The following is a 16,103-nucleotide window of genomic DNA, read 5'->3' as shown; positions in this document are numbered from 1 at the left end:
AGGCCCGAGTGCCGCCCGACCGGGCGCCAAGGTCGAGATCGACTATTTTTCCAGGCAGCCGGAACTCGGGGTCCCCTCGTGGCGTTGGCGTGTTTGATGTGGGCCGGCGCGCGACGATGATTCAATAAGAGGCGCCCGACCCACTTTTCTGGCCTCGCAACTGGGAGACAACTCGATGGCACGCGCCAACACCCTGCTTTCGCAGACCGTCAGCGACAATGAAGCGGTCATTCTCGACGAATGGATGCAGCGGCTGCGGCAGGCCGGCGCCGACCAGGGCGGTCGCATCAATGCGGCCGAACTCCAGACACAGGGCCGTGATTTCCTGAGCATTCTCAAGCGCACCCTGGGCGAGAGCAGCGATGTCACCGGCGCGGCCTTTGAACCGCTTCGCGAACTCCTTGCCGATATCAGCCGATCCCGCGCCATCCAGGGATACTCGCCCCGCGAGACGGCCCTCTTCGTCTTTTCCTTGAAGCAGGCCTTGTTTGCAGCGGTTGCCCGCCGTAAGGACTTCAGTGCGGAACAGCTTGCCCAAGCAACCTGGGAAGCGAGCACCATGCTGGATGAGCTGGGCTTGCACACGATGGACGTCTACCAACGCAGCCGCGAGGAAGTGATCGTCCGGCAGCAGCGAGAAATCGCGGAGCTGTCGACGCCCGTCGTGAAACTCTGGGACGGCATCCTGGCATTGCCGCTGATCGGCACGCTCGACAGCGAGCGCACGCAGGTCGTCATGGAGAACCTTCTCCAGTCCATCGTCGACAGCGGCGCGGACTTCGCCATCATCGACATCACTGGCGTCCCGACGGTCGATACCCTGACCGCACAGCACCTGCTCAAGACGATCGCGGCGGCCCGACTCATGGGGGCTGACTGCATCATCAGCGGCATTCGCCCGCAGATCGCTCAGACGATGGTGCACCTGGGCGTCGAATTGAATGTCATTTCCAAAGCCACCCTGGCCGATGCATTCGCGTTGGCGCTGAAACGACTGAACAAGACGGTCGTCACCGCCAAGACCCCACAAGCCGCCGATTCCAAGGCCGCGGGCTGAGCCGGCCATGGACAGAATACCCATCCTCAAGCTGGGGCGCGCCCTGCTTGTGACGATCCAGGTCGATATGCACGATCGCCTCGCCACCGCGCTCGAGGACGATCTGACCAATCAGATCGTCAAACACGGCGCTCATGGCGTGCTCATCGACATCTCGGCCCTGGAGATCGTCGACAGCTTCATTGGACGCACGCTCGACACCATTGCAGCCGTATCACGCGTGCTCGATGCCGAGACGGTCGTCGTCGGCATGCGGCCTGCTGTCGCCATCACACTCGTGGAGCTGGGCCTGTCTCTTGCCGGTGTCAAGACGGCACTCAACGTCGAGCGCGGCATGGCGCTGCTGCGTCAGCGTGATGACCAGCCGGAGCAGGAAGATGGCGCCAGCGCCGGCTGATTCGACAGTGCTCCAGATCCGAAGCTCGGATGACGTCGTCCTGATTCGCCAGCAGGTACGGGCCAGAGCAGCGGAAGCCGGACTCGGCCTCGTCGATCAGACGAAGATCATCACTGCAGCGAGCGAACTGGCCCGCAATACGCTCGACTACGGCGGTGGCGGAACCATGGCCATGACCATGGTGAACGACGGGCTGCGCCGTGGCATCCGGCTGGTGTTCGATGACAAGGGCCCGGGTATTGCCGATATCCAGCAGGCATTGCGCGACGGCTACACGACGGGTAACGGGCTTGGACTTGGGCTCGGCGGTGCCAAGCGACTGTGCAACGAGTTCGCGATCGAATCCACTGTCGGAGTCGGTACTCGCATCACCATCGCGCGCTGGAAGTAGCTCATGCGCGCTGTTGCAGTCACCGAGGCGAGCCAGGTTTCTGAGGCCCGCCGGCGGGCTTCAGAGCTGGCAGGCACTCTGGGTGCCGACGAGACCATAGCGGGCCGCGCCGCGATCGTTGCGACGGAACTCGCGTCCAACCTGGTCAAGCATGGCGGAGGCGGGCAACTGCTCGTCAGCAGCTACGAGGATGGCAGTGGACATGGCATTCAATGCATCGCACTGGACCGAGGCCGTGGCATCGCGAATCTTCAGGAGTGCATGCGCGACGGTTACTCGACTGCGGGTGGAAGCGCGGGCGCGGGCCTTGGCGCGGTGCAGCGGCAATCGAGCTTCATGCAGGTAGCGAGCTGGCCCGGCGTCGGCACGGCGCTGCTCGCACGCATTTCACTGGCTCAGAAGCAGAAGCCGGCTGCGAACGCCGCTTCTGCCCCGGCTCACGGTTTCGTTTGCGTTCCGATGACGGGCGAGGAGGTCTGCGGCGATGCTGCTCAGTGCGTCGATGATGCGAACGGCCGGACGCTGCTCGTGGCGGATGGCCTTGGTCATGGCCCACAAGCGGCCGCGGCAGCGATGGAAGCCATGAGACTTTTTGCGCGCCACCGCCATGCACCGGTCACGCAGATCCTGGAATTCCTGCACGCGGGGTTGCGGGCAACACGAGGCGCTGCCGTGGCTGTTGCGCGCTTCGAGTTCGGAAAAGCAAGCATCGTGTATGGCGGAATCGGCAATATCGCCGGAGTCATCGTCGGTCAGCAGGAAACGCGGCGGATGATTTCCCACAACGGCACCGCGGGTCATGTGGCGCGGCGCATTCAGTCATTCGACTATCCGTATAGCGCGGGTGGTCTCGTGATCATGCATTCGGACGGACTGGGAACGGGTTGGTCGCTGGACCGCTATCCCGGCATCCTGCGCATGCATCCGACATTGATAGCCGCCATTCTCTATCGCGATTACTCACGCGGCCGCGACGATACAACCGTGCTCGTTGCGGATATGGGGCGTCGCCCATGACCTGGCCGATCGTGAGCATGGTCATCAAGATGGAGGCCGATATCGTCGCCGTCCGTCAGCGCGCACGACATCTTGCGGAGCTGCTGGGTTTCGTGCGCCAGGAGCAGACGCGCATCGCTACTGCCGTCTCGGAGATTGCACGCAACGCCTTCAGCTATGGCCGCGGCGGCCGCGCCGAATTCTCGCTGCACGAACAGACGCCCCAGAAGCTCGTGATCCGGATCGTGGATCGGGGACCGGGTGTTGCCGATCTCGCCGCTGTGCTAGAAGGCCGATACACCTCCGTGGAAGGCATGGGCGTCGGCATCACGGGCGCTCGTCGCCTGATGGATGAGTTCCGGATCGAATCGGACGGCGAAGGCACACGGGTCGAATTGACTCAGTACCTGCCTCGCCGCACGACTGTGACGCGCGAGCAACTGGAGAGCGTGCTGACTGAGCTCAAGCGCTCCAAGCCGGAAGACCCCCTCGCGGCGCTGCGCGAGCAGAACACCGAGCTGCTCCACAGTCTCGAAGAGCTGCGGCGCAAGCAGGATGAGGCGACTGAGCTCAACCGGGAGCTCGGCGACACGAACCGTGGTGTCGTGGCGTTGACCGCGGAGCTCGATGACCGCGCCGAGCAGTTGCGCCAGGCCAGCGAGATCAAGTCGCGGTTCCTCTCAAACATGAGCCACGAATTCCGCACTCCGCTGAACTCGATCATGGCCTTGAGCCGGCTGTTGATGGATCGGGTCGATGGCGATCTCAGCGATGAGCAGGCGCGACAGATAGGCTACATCCGCCGCTCGGCCGAAGATCTGCTGGAACTGGTCAACGACCTGCTGGATCTCGCCAAAGTCGAGGCCGGCAAGATCGATGTGAAGGCCGATGCATTCACCGTCGCCGAGCTTTTCGGTGGGTTGCGCGGTGCGCTGAAGCCGCTGCGCGAAGGCACGCCGGTGGCGCTCATCTTCGAGAATGCGACCGAACTGCCCGGGCTCTACACGGATGAGAGCAAAGTCACGCAGGTGCTGCGCAACTTCATCTCCAATGCGTTGAAGTTCACCGAGCAGGGCGAGATCCACGTCTCCGCGCACTACGATTCGGCCGCCAGGGCGATGACCTTCGCCGTCTCCGATACCGGGATCGGCATCTCGGCCGAGGACCGGGATCGCATCTTCGAGGAGTTCACCCAGGTGGACAGCCAGCTGCAGCGCGCGGTGAAAGGCACAGGCCTCGGATTGCCGCTGTCGCGCAAGCTCGCTGAACTGATCGGTGGTGAAGTCTGGGTCGACAGCGAGATCGGGCGCGGTTCGACGTTCTATTTTTCCGTGCCAATCGAGCTCGCTCCGCGCGACAACGCGGTGACGGAGCGGCGCGCCCGCAAGGTGTTGCTGGTCGATGACGACGAAACATTCCGTTATGTGCTGCGGCAGATCATTGCGCAGGACGCGCACTACGCAGTCACCGAGGCAGTCGATGGCGACCAGGCGCTGCGCATCATTCGCGACGATCCGCCCGACGTGATCATTCTCGATCTGCAGATGCCGCGAGTGAGTGGATTCTCCGTCATCGAACAGTTGCCGGGGAGCTTCCGCGAGCGCATCCCGATCATCGCCTGCACATCGCTCCAGCTCGACTCGCAGGTGCGGGAGAAGCTGCCCGCGAGCATTCCCGTTCTGTACAAGCAGTCGATTTCGCGCGATCGTGTCATGTCGATGCTGCGCACAGCGATGGGCGAAGGAGGATAGCCGTGACAGCGCGCGAGATCCTCATCCTGAATGTCGACGACAACGAAGCGGCGCGTTACACGAAGAATCGCAGCCTGCGACATGCGGGGTTCACCGTCGCGGATGCCGCCACCGGTTACGACGCGTTGCGCAAGGCAGAGGAGTTGCAGCCCGCGGTAGTCGTACTGGACATCAAATTACCGGACATCAGCGGCCTCGAGGTCTGCGCCGTCCTCAAGCGGCGCTGGCCCCGCATCATGGTGCTGCAAACGTCCGCGACGTTCACGACTGGTGACGATCGTTCTCGCGGACTCGAGGGTGGAGCGGACGGCTACCTCACCCAGCCCATCGAGCCGAGAGAACTCGTCGCGGCGGTTCGCGCCCTGTTGCGACTCAGCGAGGTCGAAGACAAGCTGCGGCGATTGAACGAGACGCTGGAACAGCGCGTTGACGAGCGCACGCGCGATCTCGCGGCGGCGAACGAACAGTTGCGCCAGGAAATCAGCCAGCGCAAGCGCGCCGAAGCGGCGTTGGTGCAGGCGCAGAAGATGGAAGCGATCGGTCACCTGACGGGCGGCATCGCGCACGACTTCAACAACCTTCTCACCGCCGTCGTCGGCAATCTCGACCGCATCCGCGCACGCGCCAAGGATTCCAAGCTCGTGCAACTGGCGGAGCATGCGTTCCGGGCGGCGGATCGCGGTTCCAAGCTGACGGCGCAGCTGCTGGCTTTCTCCCGGACCCAGAAACTGGCAACGCAGCCGGTCAATCTGCAGGAACTGTTCGAAGGCATGACCGACCTGCTGCGCCAGTCGCTCGGGCCCACCGTGGCCCTCACTGTCGAGGTCGAGCCGGATCTGCCGCAGGTCCTCGCGGACCCGAATCAACTCGAGCTCGCCATCCTGAATCTTGCGATCAACTCGCGCGACGCAATGCGTGGCGGCGAAGGCAGAATCACAGTCATCGCTTCCCGGGGCATCCGGATCGAAGCGCTGAACGAACTGCCGCCCGGCGAGTACGTGAACATCGCTGTCCAGGACAACGGATCGGGAATGACACCCGATGTGGTGTCCCGAGCCTTCGATCCCTTCTTCACGACGAAGCCCGCCGGCAAGGGCACTGGGCTCGGTCTATCCCAGGTTTACGGAATTGCCCGTCAAGCGGGCGGCACCGCGTGGATCGCAAGCGAGCGCGGGTCCGGGACGACGGTGAACATCGTTCTGCGTCTTACGCACGACACGGCCCAGAAGGTCGCACCCGAAGACGTCGCTACCGCCCAGCGCAATTCGGAAACCATCCTGGTCGTCGACGACGATCCGGACGTGCGCGCACTGGTCGAGGATTTCCTCAGCGAGATCGGCTATCGCGTCCTCGCCGCAGCCGATGGAGACGAAGCGCTCAGATTGCTCGACAGCGCAACACCCCATCTCGTGCTGGCCGACTTCGCCATGCCTGGTAACAACGGTGCCGATGTGGCACGCGAGATCCGTCGCAGGATGCCGGACATTCCCATACTGTTCTTCAGCGGCTATGCCGATACTGCGGCGCTCGAATCCGCCGTGGGCAGCACGCCGCTGTTGCGAAAACCTTTCCGTCCGGCAGAGCTCGCGGCAGCGGTGAGATCGCTGCTGGACGGCGACTGAGCGACACGGAGCAGCTCCGGCGGCGAACGGCTACGTCTTAGTCCATCTGGGCGTCGTCGCCCTTAAGGCGTATACAAGCACCATGGGGTCGCGCTATCGCGCACTGATCGTCTATTCGCTCCTGCTGGCCGCAGTGACGGGCGCCTGGTTGACGCGTGCATTGATTGCGGAACACGAACTGCCGCCCGCGTGGGCGATCGCGCTCTGCATCGCTGTGTGCCTCTTCATCTGGCAGTTCGGCCTGCGCGCGCCGCGCATCGGATTGATCTCGATGGAGCGTGTGCCGCAGATCGGCCTGCTCCTCGTCCTCAGCCCATCCGTTGCTGCTGCGATCTGCGCGACCGCCTCGTTGTTGTGGCCCTGGTTGAATCGCGGCTACAGCCAGGGCTCGATGAAGGTCGCCGCACTGCGTTCGCTTCACAACGCACCGATGACTGCGCTCATGCTGTTGGCAGCGGGGCATGCGTACCAGGTTGCCGGCGGCAGGCATCCTCTGGCCGATCTGGTCGCAGGCGACATCTGGCCATTGATCGTCATGGCGATCGTCGCGCAGGTCGTGAACCTCGCACTGATGGCTCTGTTCTTCCAGTTCGACGGCCGCGATGTACGCCGCATCATGACGCCCGTCTATGTGCTGACGGATTTCGTCTTCGTTCCGGCCGGCATTCTCGCCGCCGTGCTCTACAACTCCGGGCAGTACGCGGCATTCGCTCTCTTCGCGGTGCTCATGGTGGTGTTCGTGCTCAGCGTGAACAGCATCGGCGGCGAATCGCCGAGCGACGAGAAGGATCGCGCGCCGCTGCTGCGATTGTTCGAAGCACGACGCGCGTTGCACGGTGCCCGCCGCATCGATGCGCTGGGAGAACGCATTCTGGCCGAGACGCGAGCGCTGTTCCGGTTCGATGAGTTTTATTTCGTACTGATCGATCGGGATCATCGCCAGCTGGACATCCGGGTTCATGAACGGCGCGAGGCCCGCATGCCGTGGCGAACGAAGCCCATGGACACGGGGCTCTTCGGCTGGGTGACCGAACGTGCAGAACCCTTGCTCATCGAGGACTGGACGCAGACAGATGAGGGATTGCGTCGACGTACGGAAGTGACGGAGAAGGAGACCGGCTCGCTGATCATCGTGCCGCTGATCGAAAGCGGCATCGTCATCGGCCTGCTGAGCGTGCAGCACACTGAGCCCGGCGTGTACTCGAATGCGGACCTGCACTTGATGCGCCAGCTCGCCGAACAGGTCGCCGCTGCTGTTGGAGATGCCCGCGCGTTCGAGGATCTCGAAGACTATCGCCGGCGGCTGGAAGAACGCGTCGCCGAGCGCACGTCCGACCTGGAGAAGGCCAACTGGGACAAGGAACGCCTGATCGCGGTGCTGCGCGAACGCAGCAGCCGGCTCGAGCGCGAAACGCAGGAAGATCCGCTCACCGGCGTCGCCAATCGTCGTCTGTTCAGTCAACGGCTGGCGGCGGAGATGGAAGTCGCGCTGGCGGTGGGTCAGCCGCTGACCATCGCCGTCGCCGACCTCGACCATTTCAAGATCGTGAACGATCAACTCGGTCACGCCGTCGGCGACCTGGCGCTGCGCGAGAGCGCGGCACTGCTGCAACGTCTTTGTCGCGAGAACGATCTGGTCGCACGCATCGGCGGGGAAGAGTTCGCGCTCATTCTTCCCGGCCTCACCCGCGAATCCGGCGTGGAGTTCTGCGAGAACCTGCGCCAACGTGTCGAAGCGCACGACTGGCATGCGGTTCACCAGGAGCTGTCGGTCACGATCAGCATCGGCCTGTCGCAGTGGGACGGCTCTGCCGAAGTCGCCGAGCTGCTGAAGACAGCGGATATCCAGCTGTATCGGGCGAAGCGGGCCGGGCGGAATCAGGTGGCCTGAACCGCTCGGAGACGGTCTTGTTGTGGGTCCCGCTTCAGCGGGACGTCATGCGAAGCATCGCCTCCGGCGATAACGTCCGACTGTGACCAGCGGAAATCCCTTGGGGGAAAGTCGGACCCACAGGAAGAGGCGATGCATCCCTGCTCCTCCTCTTATTACGGCTGCCAGGGATAGAAAACACCCAGCGCATCGACTCGATACACGAAAATTCCGGCGCGAACACCTGGATCGGCATCGATCATCGAGCGCACCGCCTCGATCGAGTCCGCCTTGATGAAGATCATGCCGACTTCGGCGTATCGGGCACCGAATGTGATGACGCCTTCTTTGCGCAGCCTGCCGAGGTTGGCCGAGTGCTCCTTGAAGGCGGGCTGCTCCGCCGGAGGCAGCGACTTGTTCCAGCTCGGGCCGGTTTCGAAATGGACGACGAACATGGCCGGCGACTGAGCGGCTGCGATGCCGGCAAACAGGATCAGCGATGCTGCCAGGGCTCGGAGAAGCTTGAGGTCTGTGCGACGCATGAGGAACCCTCCCTAACCCCCCGTGGTCGCGGGGAGGAACCAGACTGGACTCGAGTCGCAAGCTACTGTCCGCGCAGTCGCCGCGTCAATCGATGTTGCGAGCTGTCGTGTGACCCATGCGACCAACTGTGCATATGGTTTCACGCTCGCCTGCGGCAGACTTCGGTGCAACAGCAGGAGACGCACGTTGAACACCATCGGCCTGATCGGCGGCATGAGCTGGGAATCGACAGCGCTCTACTACCGCATCATCAACGAGACGGTGAAGGAGCGGCTGGGTGGCCTGCACTCGGCGCGGCTCGTGCTCGCCAGCGTGGACTTTCATGAAATAGAACGCCTGCAGCACGCAGGCGACTGGGATCAGGCAGGCGCACTGCTGGCTGACTCGGCCAGATCCATCGCCGCGGCCGGCGCAGGCAACATCGTGCTCTGCACGAATACCATGCACAAAGTGGCTGCCGCGATCGAAAGTGCCGTCTCGATCCCGCTGCTGCACATCGCCGATCCGACTGCGCGCGCGATCCTTCAAGCAGGTATTCGCAGCGTCGGATTGCTCGGCACGCGATTCACGATGGAGCAGGCTTTCTATCGCGAAAGACTGTCACAGCGGCACGGCCTGAAGGTGATCGTGCCGGACGAACGCGATCGCGATACGGTTCATCGCGTGATCTATGACGAGCTTTGTCTCGGACAGGTGCTCGATGCTTCGCGCCAGGCGTACCGGCAGATCATCGACCGGCTGATCGCCGCCGGTGCCGAAGCGGTGATTCTCGGCTGCACGGAGATCACGATGCTGATCGGTCCGAAGGATTCGCCGGTGCCGCTGTTCGACACGACGGCATGGCATGCGCGGGCTGCGGCGGAGTGGGCGGTGGCAGATTTCGTCACTCCCGCGCAGGCGGGAGTGCATCCGGATGGATTCCCGCTTTCGCGGGAATGACGGAACCTTCAGCCTTCCGCGCTCACGAACGCGATGCTCATGAACGACTCATGTCTCTGCCCAGGCGCGAGCCGGAGCAGGTGATCGCCGGTATTCAGGGCGTTGCCGGGCGACGTCCAGGGTTCGACGCAAACGAAGTCATTCCCCTGAAGCGTCCACACGACCCAGTGACCGAAATCGTTCGAGGCACTGACCTCGATCCGGCTGCCGTCCGCGAGGAATAACGGCATGCGATGCGGTTTGTGATCGAGCAAGTGCTGATCGACTTCCCGCGATGTGAGATCGATGCCCCGGAAAGAACGGGTGACCCGGGTCAGGTTGTCGAACTCCTGGGTCGCGTCCGTCTCGATGCGGGCGCCGCGCTTGTCCTTCACCAGGAAATACGGGTGGTAGCCGAGTCCGAAAGGCATCGTCGTATCGCCTGTGTTCTCGATGCTCATGGACAGGCGCAACTCGGTTCCGTGGATCGTCAGGTGCAACTCGGCGCGGAACGGCCACGGATACTGCGCCATCGTCGCCGCATCCGACTCCAGTGCCAGGATGACTTCATTGCTCTCGACCCGACCAACCCGCCACGCCCTGGTCCGGCCGAATCCATGCTGCTTCATGGTTGCGGATCGCCCTTCCCTTGCCCACATATCGTCAGCAAGTCGTCCCGGCGACGGGAACAGGATGGGGATACCGCCGCGCACGTTCTTTGTCGGATCGCGGAAGGTGGCTTCATCCAGATAAAGAAGCTCGCGGCCCGCCACCTGGAAGGAAGTGACGATGGCGCCTCGCTCGGGGGCGATGGAGGCAGTCGCTCTGGCGCGGGGATCGGTAATCGTGATCAGCGGGACACTCGTCATATCTGCAGTCAGGCTCGTCGGGGTGGAGATCGTACCAGTTCACACGTATCTCCTTGACGAACACCCGCGGCATTTGCCTCATCAGTGTCCAGGTGCAGGCGCAATTCGAAGGCTTCGGAGACCCGCACGACGACATCGCTGAAGACCAGGTCACGGCCGTCGCTGTCGATGCGGACCTGCACGGAATCGTGATCCCTGACGCCGAGGTGCCGGGCGTCGCGGGGGTTCATATGAATATGGCGGCGGGCGCAGATCACGCCGCTGGGGATCGTCACCCTGCCCGCGGGCCCTTCGAGCGTGATACCCGGCGTATTGCGCAAGTCTCCCGAGAGACGCACCGGGGCGTCGATGCCCAGCACGAACTCATCGGATCGTGAAATCTCGACCTGGTCCTCCTTCCGCGGCGGCCCCATGAGCCGGACCTTTTCGATGCGGCCCCGCGGACCGATCAGCACGACCGATTCCGCTGCTGCGTACTGGCCCGGTTGCGAGAGCTGGGTTCGAGGCTGGATGTGATGGCCCGGGCCGAAGAGCTTCTCGATCGTCGCCTGCGTCAGGTGAGCGTGACGGGCCGAGATCTCGATCGGTATCCGCATCGCTGTGCCGCTGGTTCCCGCGGCCAGCAAGGCTGCCGTCTGTAACGCGATTTCCATCTCTTCGTTCGCTGTCACGACCAGCAGCCGGGCTCTCGAAGTTTCGTCGGAGATCTCGCAAACGGGTGTGTTCTCGGCAAGTTTCGCGTCCCGGTTGCGATCCTCGTCGAGTCGCGCGCCGAGAAAATCGAGTCGCTGCAGGATGCGATGACGCATCAGCGGACTATGCTGTCCGATGCCGCCGGTGAACGCGATGACGTCGACGCCTCCCATCACTGCCGCGTACGCGCCAATGTACTTGCGGACCCGATGAGCGTAGAGCGTCAGCGCAAGACGACTCGCTTCATCGCCGTCGCCTGCACGCTCTTCCAGAGTCCGCAGGTCGTTGGTGCCCGCCAACCCTTTCAAGCCGGAATCGCTGTTGAGCAGCTTGTCGAGCGACTCCGCATCGTAACCACCGTGCTTCAGCAGGTGCAGCAAGACACCCGGATCGACGTCGCCGCTGCGCGTTCCCATCACCAGCCCTTCGAGCGGCGTCATGCCCATGCTGGTTTCGACGCTCCGTCCATACTCGACTGCAGCGACGCTCGCACCGTTCCCGAGATGACAGGAGACGATGCGCAGCGACTGCACGTCACTCTTCAGATACTGAGCAACGGCTCGTGTGACCTGCGCGTGACTCGTGCCATGAAATCCGTAGCGGCGGATCCCGAATCGCTGCGCCACATCGCGCGGCAACGCGTACTCACGCGCTCGCGGTGGCAGCGTCGAGTGAAACGCCGTGTCGAACACAGCGACGTGCGGCAGATCCGGTACCTGTTCCCGGGCAAATCCGATCGCCGCAAGCGCAACAGGATTGTGCAACGGCGCCAGATCGCTGAGCGCTTCGATCTCGCTGAGCACGTTGTCGTCGAGCAGCGTGGGCTGGACGAACGCCGATCCACCGTGAACGACGCGATGCGCAATGGCTTGCGGACCGTCCTTGCACCGCGAGCGCAGCTCGGCGATGAGCCGCTTGATGGCTGTCTTCGCATCGGTGCCCGGCTCGAGCGCTTCGCGTTCTTCGCCAATGAGCAGTCGGCAATCCGCCGACCCGAGGTTCTCGATGTGCATCTCCAGCAACCGCGAGCCGCCGTCTGTCTCGATGAGCGCGGCCTTGATCGAGGAACTGCCACAATTCAGGGCGAAGATGCGCATGTCTTGAACCTTTGTTGCCGCCGTCATCCATTGTCATCCCCGCGCAAGCGGGGATCCATCCGTTGCGCAAGATGGATTCCCGCGTGCACGGGAATGACGGAGTTTCCCGGCCCTTCCCGTGTCATCCCCGTATTTACGGACAAGCATTCTTTCCCACAATTCCCGGTACCCTCGCCGAGGATTCCCAAGATGAACGCCGACTCCGCTCACGACGCGACGCCCGCGTATCTGTCGCGCATGGACACGTGGTGGCGCGCCGCCAATTACCTATCGGTGGGCCAGATCTACCTGCTCGACAATCCGCTGCTCCGCGAGCCGCTCACGCTCGGGCATGTGAAGCCTCGCCTGCTCGGCCACTGGGGCACGACATCGGCGCTGAATTTCATTTATGCGCACCTCAATCGCGTCATCCGCCGCAACGACCTCGACATGATCTACATCACCGGTCCTGGTCACGGCGGTCCGGCGCTCGTTGCAAGCACGTATCTCGAAGGCACCTACAGCGAGTACTACCCTGACGTGTCCGAAGACACGGAAGGAATGAAGCGGCTCTTCCGGCAATTCTCATTTCCCGGCGGCATCCCCAGTCACGTCGCGCCCGAGACACCCGGATCGATTCACGAAGGCGGCGAGCTCGGCTACGCGCTTTCGCATGCCTTCGGCGCGGCCTTCGACAATCCCGATCTCATCGTGGCATGCGTCGTCGGCGACGGCGAAGCCGAGACCGGCCCGCTCGCAACGAGCTGGCATTCGAACAAGTTCCTGAATCCCGTGATCGACGGTGCGGTGCTGCCGATCCTGCAGCTGAACGGTTACAAGATTGCAGGCCCTACCGTGCTCGCCCGCATTCCGCGTGAGGAACTGACACAGCTGCTGAGCGGCTACGGCTATGAGCCTTTCTATGTCGATGCGCAGACTCCTGCCTCGGCGACACACGCGCTGATGGCGAAGACGCTCGATACAGTGATCGAGCGCATCCGGTCGATCCAGAACGAAGCGCGGCGCAATGGCATCAAGTCGCGTCCGCGCTGGCCCATGATCGTGCTGCAGACGCCCAAGGGATGGACCGGCCCGAGGGAAGTCGATGGCGTTCAGGTCGAAGGCAACTGGCGATCGCACCAGGTACCGCTCGCCGGACTCGCCGAGAATCCCGCCCATCTCAAGCAGCTCGAAGAATGGATGCGCGGCTACAAGCCCGAGGAGCTCTTCGACAAGAACGGACGGCTGCTCGAAGACATCCGCAGTCTCTCGCCGCAGGGGCGCCGGCGCATGGGCGACAACCCGCACGCGAATGGCGGCGTCCTGCTGCGCGAGCTGCGCCTGCCGAACTATCGCGAGTACGCGGTGAAGGTTTCGCAGCCGGGCGCGACGACGGGCGAGGCGACTCGCGTACAGGGTGCGTATATCCGCGATGTACTGAAGCTCAACGAGCCGATGAAGAACTTCCGCGTCTTCAGCCCGGACGAAACGGCTTCGAACCGCTGGGGCGATGTCTTCGAGGTCACGGACCGCAACAGCATGGCGCAAATCCTGCCCGGCGATTCAGACATCGCGCACGACGGCCGGGTGATGGAGATGCTGAGCGAGCATCAGTGCGAAGGCTGGCTCGAAGGCTACCTGCTGACGGGGCGTCATGGCTTCTTCAGCTGCTACGAGGCGTTCATTCACATCATCGATTCGATGTTCAACCAGCACGCGAAATGGCTGAAGGTCTGCAACCACATTCCGTGGCGACGACCGATTGCGTCGCTCAACTACCTGCTCACTTCGCACGTCTGGCGCCAGGATCACAACGGCTTCAGTCACCAGGACCCGGGATTCATCGATCACGTGGTCAACAAGAAGGCGCAGGTCATTCGCGTCTGGCTGCCGCCCGACGCGAACACGCTCCTGTGCGTCACCGACCAATGCCTGCGCAGCCGGAATCTTGTGAACGTGATCGTTGCGGGCAAGCAGCCGCAACCGCAGTGGCTCTCGATGGACGAGGCGATCAAACATTGTGACGCAGGCATCGGCATGTGGTCATGGGCATGCTGTGACGACGGCGGCGAACCAGACGTCGTTCTCGCCTGCGCGGGCGATGTGCCAACGCTGGAAACTCTGGCGGCCGTCACTCTGCTGCGCGAATGGCTGCCGTCACTCAAGGTACGCGTGATCAACGTCGTCGACCTGATGACGCTGCAGTCGCCGCGAGAACACCCGAACGGGTTGCCGGACAGCGAGTTCGATGGCCTGTTCACGAAGGACAAGCCGGTGATCTTCGCGTTCCACGGCTATCCCTTCCTGATCCACCGCCTGACCTATCGCCGCACCAATCACGCGAGCATCCACGTTCGCGGCTACAAGGAGGAAGGCACGACGACAACCCCGTTCGACATGACAGTGCTCAACGACCTCGATCGCTTCCATCTCGTCGAGGCTGTCATCGATTTCGTCCCGGGCCTGCGCGAGCGGGCAGCCCATATCCGTCAGCGCGTGCGGGACAAGCTGGTCGAGCATCGTGAGTACATCCGCGTGCATGGAGAGGACATGCCGGAGATCAGGAACTGGAAGTGGAAGGAGTGAAGCGAGCGGGTGAGCGATGAGCGGTGAGCCAGAAAGGAATCGGCGACCGTGCCTCCTTATCCGAATCCCCTCTGCCTCACCGCTCACAGCTCACCGCTCGCAGCCTCCCTTCCCCTTCCCCTTCCCCTCTGGCTCATCGCTCGCAGCTCACCGCTCGCAGCTTTTCCCCTTCCCCCTATGGTCCACCGACGCCGGCGTCGGCTACGCTGGATCCCGGTCCTGAGGCAGCGGGGTGGGACATGAAGCCGATTCTGGCGTGCATCGGTCTGGCATTCGGTGTGATACTGGCCGCTTGCGAGCAGAAGCCAGAATCATCGGCGCAGCCGCCTGCCCCAGCGGCGTCAACTCCCCCGCCCGCAGCGGCGCGCGCTCCTTCGCAACAGCTGCCTGCTCTCTACTCGGGCGTCATCCCCTGCGCCGACTGCCCGGGCATCCGCTACGAGCTCGACCTGCGCGCTGATAACGTCTTTTTCGAGCGATCGACGTACCTTGGAAAGGAACCGAACAATGTGTTCGACGCTGTCGGTCACTGGTCGATGGGCGACGACAAGGTGCTCGGGCTTTTCGGCGGCGGATCGGCGCCGCAGCTCTGGTCGATGGATGACGTCAACTCGCTGCGCAAGCTCGACGTGCACGGCAAGCCGATCGAATCGCAGCTCAACTACACGCTTACCCGGCAGGAAACGTACGCGCCGCTCGATCCGAAGCTCAAGTTGCGCGGCGCGTATCAGTACATGGCCGATGCCGGTATCTTCGAGGAATGCCTCACCGGCCTGAAACTCGCTGTAGCGCAGGAAGGCGACAACGCCGCGCTCGAGGCTGCCTACGCGAAGTCCCGCAAGGAGCCCAGCCAGACGATCCTTGCTTCCGTCGAAGGTCAGATCGTTCGTCGCCCGGCGATGGAAGGTGATCGCATGATCGACACGCTCGTCGTCGAACGGTTCGACCAGCTCTGGCCGAATGAAAGTTGTGGAGCCCGCGGTGTGACGCACGAACTCGAGGGCACGCGCTGGGTCCTCGTCCGGCTCGGCGAAGAAGTCATCACCCTGAAGGAAGGCCAGCGCGAGCTCTCGATCGCGCTCGAATCCAGCGAACATCGCGTCGCCGGCTACGCCGGCTGCAACCGGCTGATCGGCGCCTACGAATTGAACGGCGACCGCATCACCTTCAAGCAGATGGCGCTCACGCGCATGGCCTGCCCGGAAATGAAGTACGAATCTGCGTTCGCGAAGGCCGTCGAAGCCACGCGGGCGTGGAAGATTACGGGACCGCACCTGGAGTTTTTCGACGAAGCGGGAAACGCGATCGCAAGATTCGAAGAAAGAAATCTCTGA

Annotated in this window: 13 protein-coding genes; 10 read left to right on the top strand and 3 right to left on the bottom strand. The window is 63.2% G+C overall.

Features of this window, described 5'->3' with window-relative positions; genetic code table 11:
* Positions 1 to 175 precede the first annotated feature (175 nt).
* From HNQ60_RS19820 to HNQ60_RS19790, 7 genes are all read left to right on the top strand, one after another.
* Positions 176 to 1,057, top strand: coding sequence for an STAS domain-containing protein (locus tag HNQ60_RS19820; protein WP_184334528.1), 882 nt, complete (start codon positions 176 to 178; stop codon positions 1,055 to 1,057).
* 7 nt (positions 1,058 to 1,064) lie between these two features.
* The gene (locus tag HNQ60_RS19815; RefSeq protein ID WP_184334527.1) at positions 1,065 to 1,454 is read left to right on the top strand and encodes an STAS domain-containing protein; all 390 of its coding nucleotides are present in this window, start codon (positions 1,065 to 1,067) and stop codon (positions 1,452 to 1,454) included.
* Entirely contained in the window at positions 1,435 to 1,845 is a 411-nt protein-coding gene (locus tag HNQ60_RS19810; RefSeq protein ID WP_184334526.1) for an anti-sigma regulatory factor, read from the top strand. Before HNQ60_RS19815 ends, HNQ60_RS19810 begins: the two co-directional genes overlap by 20 nt.
* A 3-nt stretch (positions 1,846 to 1,848) precedes the next feature.
* Positions 1,849 to 2,862 carry a SpoIIE family protein phosphatase gene (locus tag HNQ60_RS19805; RefSeq protein WP_184334525.1) on the top strand — a complete coding sequence of 338 codons (1,014 nt, stop codon included), beginning with the start codon at positions 1,849 to 1,851 and terminating at the stop codon, positions 2,860 to 2,862.
* Positions 2,859 to 4,592 carry an ATP-binding protein gene (locus tag HNQ60_RS19800; protein ID WP_184334524.1) on the top strand — a complete coding sequence of 578 codons (1,734 nt, stop codon included), beginning with the start codon at positions 2,859 to 2,861 and terminating at the stop codon, positions 4,590 to 4,592. Before HNQ60_RS19805 ends, HNQ60_RS19800 begins: the two co-directional genes overlap by 4 nt.
* Positions 4,593 to 4,594: 2 nt before the next feature.
* On the top strand, positions 4,595 to 6,214 hold the full coding sequence (locus HNQ60_RS19795) for a response regulator (protein WP_184334523.1): 1,620 nt from the start codon (positions 4,595 to 4,597) through the stop codon (positions 6,212 to 6,214).
* 82 nt (positions 6,215 to 6,296) lie between these two features.
* Positions 6,297 to 8,105 (top strand): GGDEF domain-containing protein, encoded by a 1,809-nt coding sequence (locus tag HNQ60_RS19790; RefSeq protein WP_184334522.1) that lies wholly within the window; start codon positions 6,297 to 6,299, stop codon positions 8,103 to 8,105.
* 155 nt (positions 8,106 to 8,260) lie between these two features.
* Here HNQ60_RS19790 and HNQ60_RS19785 read toward each other — a convergent pair whose 3' ends face one another.
* Entirely contained in the window at positions 8,261 to 8,626 is a 366-nt protein-coding gene (locus HNQ60_RS19785) for a YciI family protein (protein ID WP_184334521.1), read from the bottom strand.
* A 187-nt stretch (positions 8,627 to 8,813) separates the two neighbouring features.
* Here HNQ60_RS19785 and HNQ60_RS19780 point away from each other — a divergent pair, with 187 nt between their 5' ends.
* A complete protein-coding gene (locus HNQ60_RS19780) occupies positions 8,814 to 9,566 on the top strand; it encodes an aspartate/glutamate racemase family protein (RefSeq protein WP_184334520.1) in 753 nt (250 codons plus the stop codon).
* A gap of 8 nt (positions 9,567 to 9,574) precedes the next feature.
* On the opposite strand, the gene HNQ60_RS19775 is transcribed toward HNQ60_RS19780, so the two are convergent.
* Both HNQ60_RS19775 and HNQ60_RS19770 read right to left on the bottom strand, forming a co-directional pair.
* A complete protein-coding gene (locus HNQ60_RS19775) occupies positions 9,575 to 10,414 on the bottom strand; it encodes an aldose epimerase family protein (RefSeq protein ID WP_184334519.1) in 840 nt (279 codons plus the stop codon).
* Positions 10,415 to 10,422: 8 nt separating this feature from the next.
* The gene (locus HNQ60_RS19770) at positions 10,423 to 12,204 is read right to left on the bottom strand and encodes an acetate/propionate family kinase (RefSeq protein WP_221304318.1); all 1,782 of its coding nucleotides are present in this window, start codon (positions 12,202 to 12,204) and stop codon (positions 10,423 to 10,425) included.
* Positions 12,205 to 12,393: 189 nt separating this feature from the next.
* Between HNQ60_RS19770 and HNQ60_RS19765 the strand changes: the two genes are divergently transcribed.
* Both HNQ60_RS19765 and HNQ60_RS19760 read left to right on the top strand, forming a co-directional pair.
* Entirely contained in the window at positions 12,394 to 14,769 is a 2,376-nt protein-coding gene (locus HNQ60_RS19765; protein WP_184334517.1) for a phosphoketolase family protein, read from the top strand.
* Positions 14,770 to 15,008: 239 nt separating this feature from the next.
* On the top strand, positions 15,009 to 16,103 hold the full coding sequence (locus tag HNQ60_RS19760) for an META domain-containing protein (RefSeq protein WP_184334516.1): 1,095 nt from the start codon (positions 15,009 to 15,011) through the stop codon (positions 16,101 to 16,103).

This window comes from Povalibacter uvarum, assembly GCF_014202975.1.
Classification (GTDB): Bacteria; Pseudomonadota; Gammaproteobacteria; order Steroidobacterales; family Steroidobacteraceae; genus Steroidobacter; species Steroidobacter uvarum.
The sequence above is the reverse complement of the archived record's forward strand: the minus strand, read 5'-3'. Positions and strand labels throughout refer to the sequence as shown.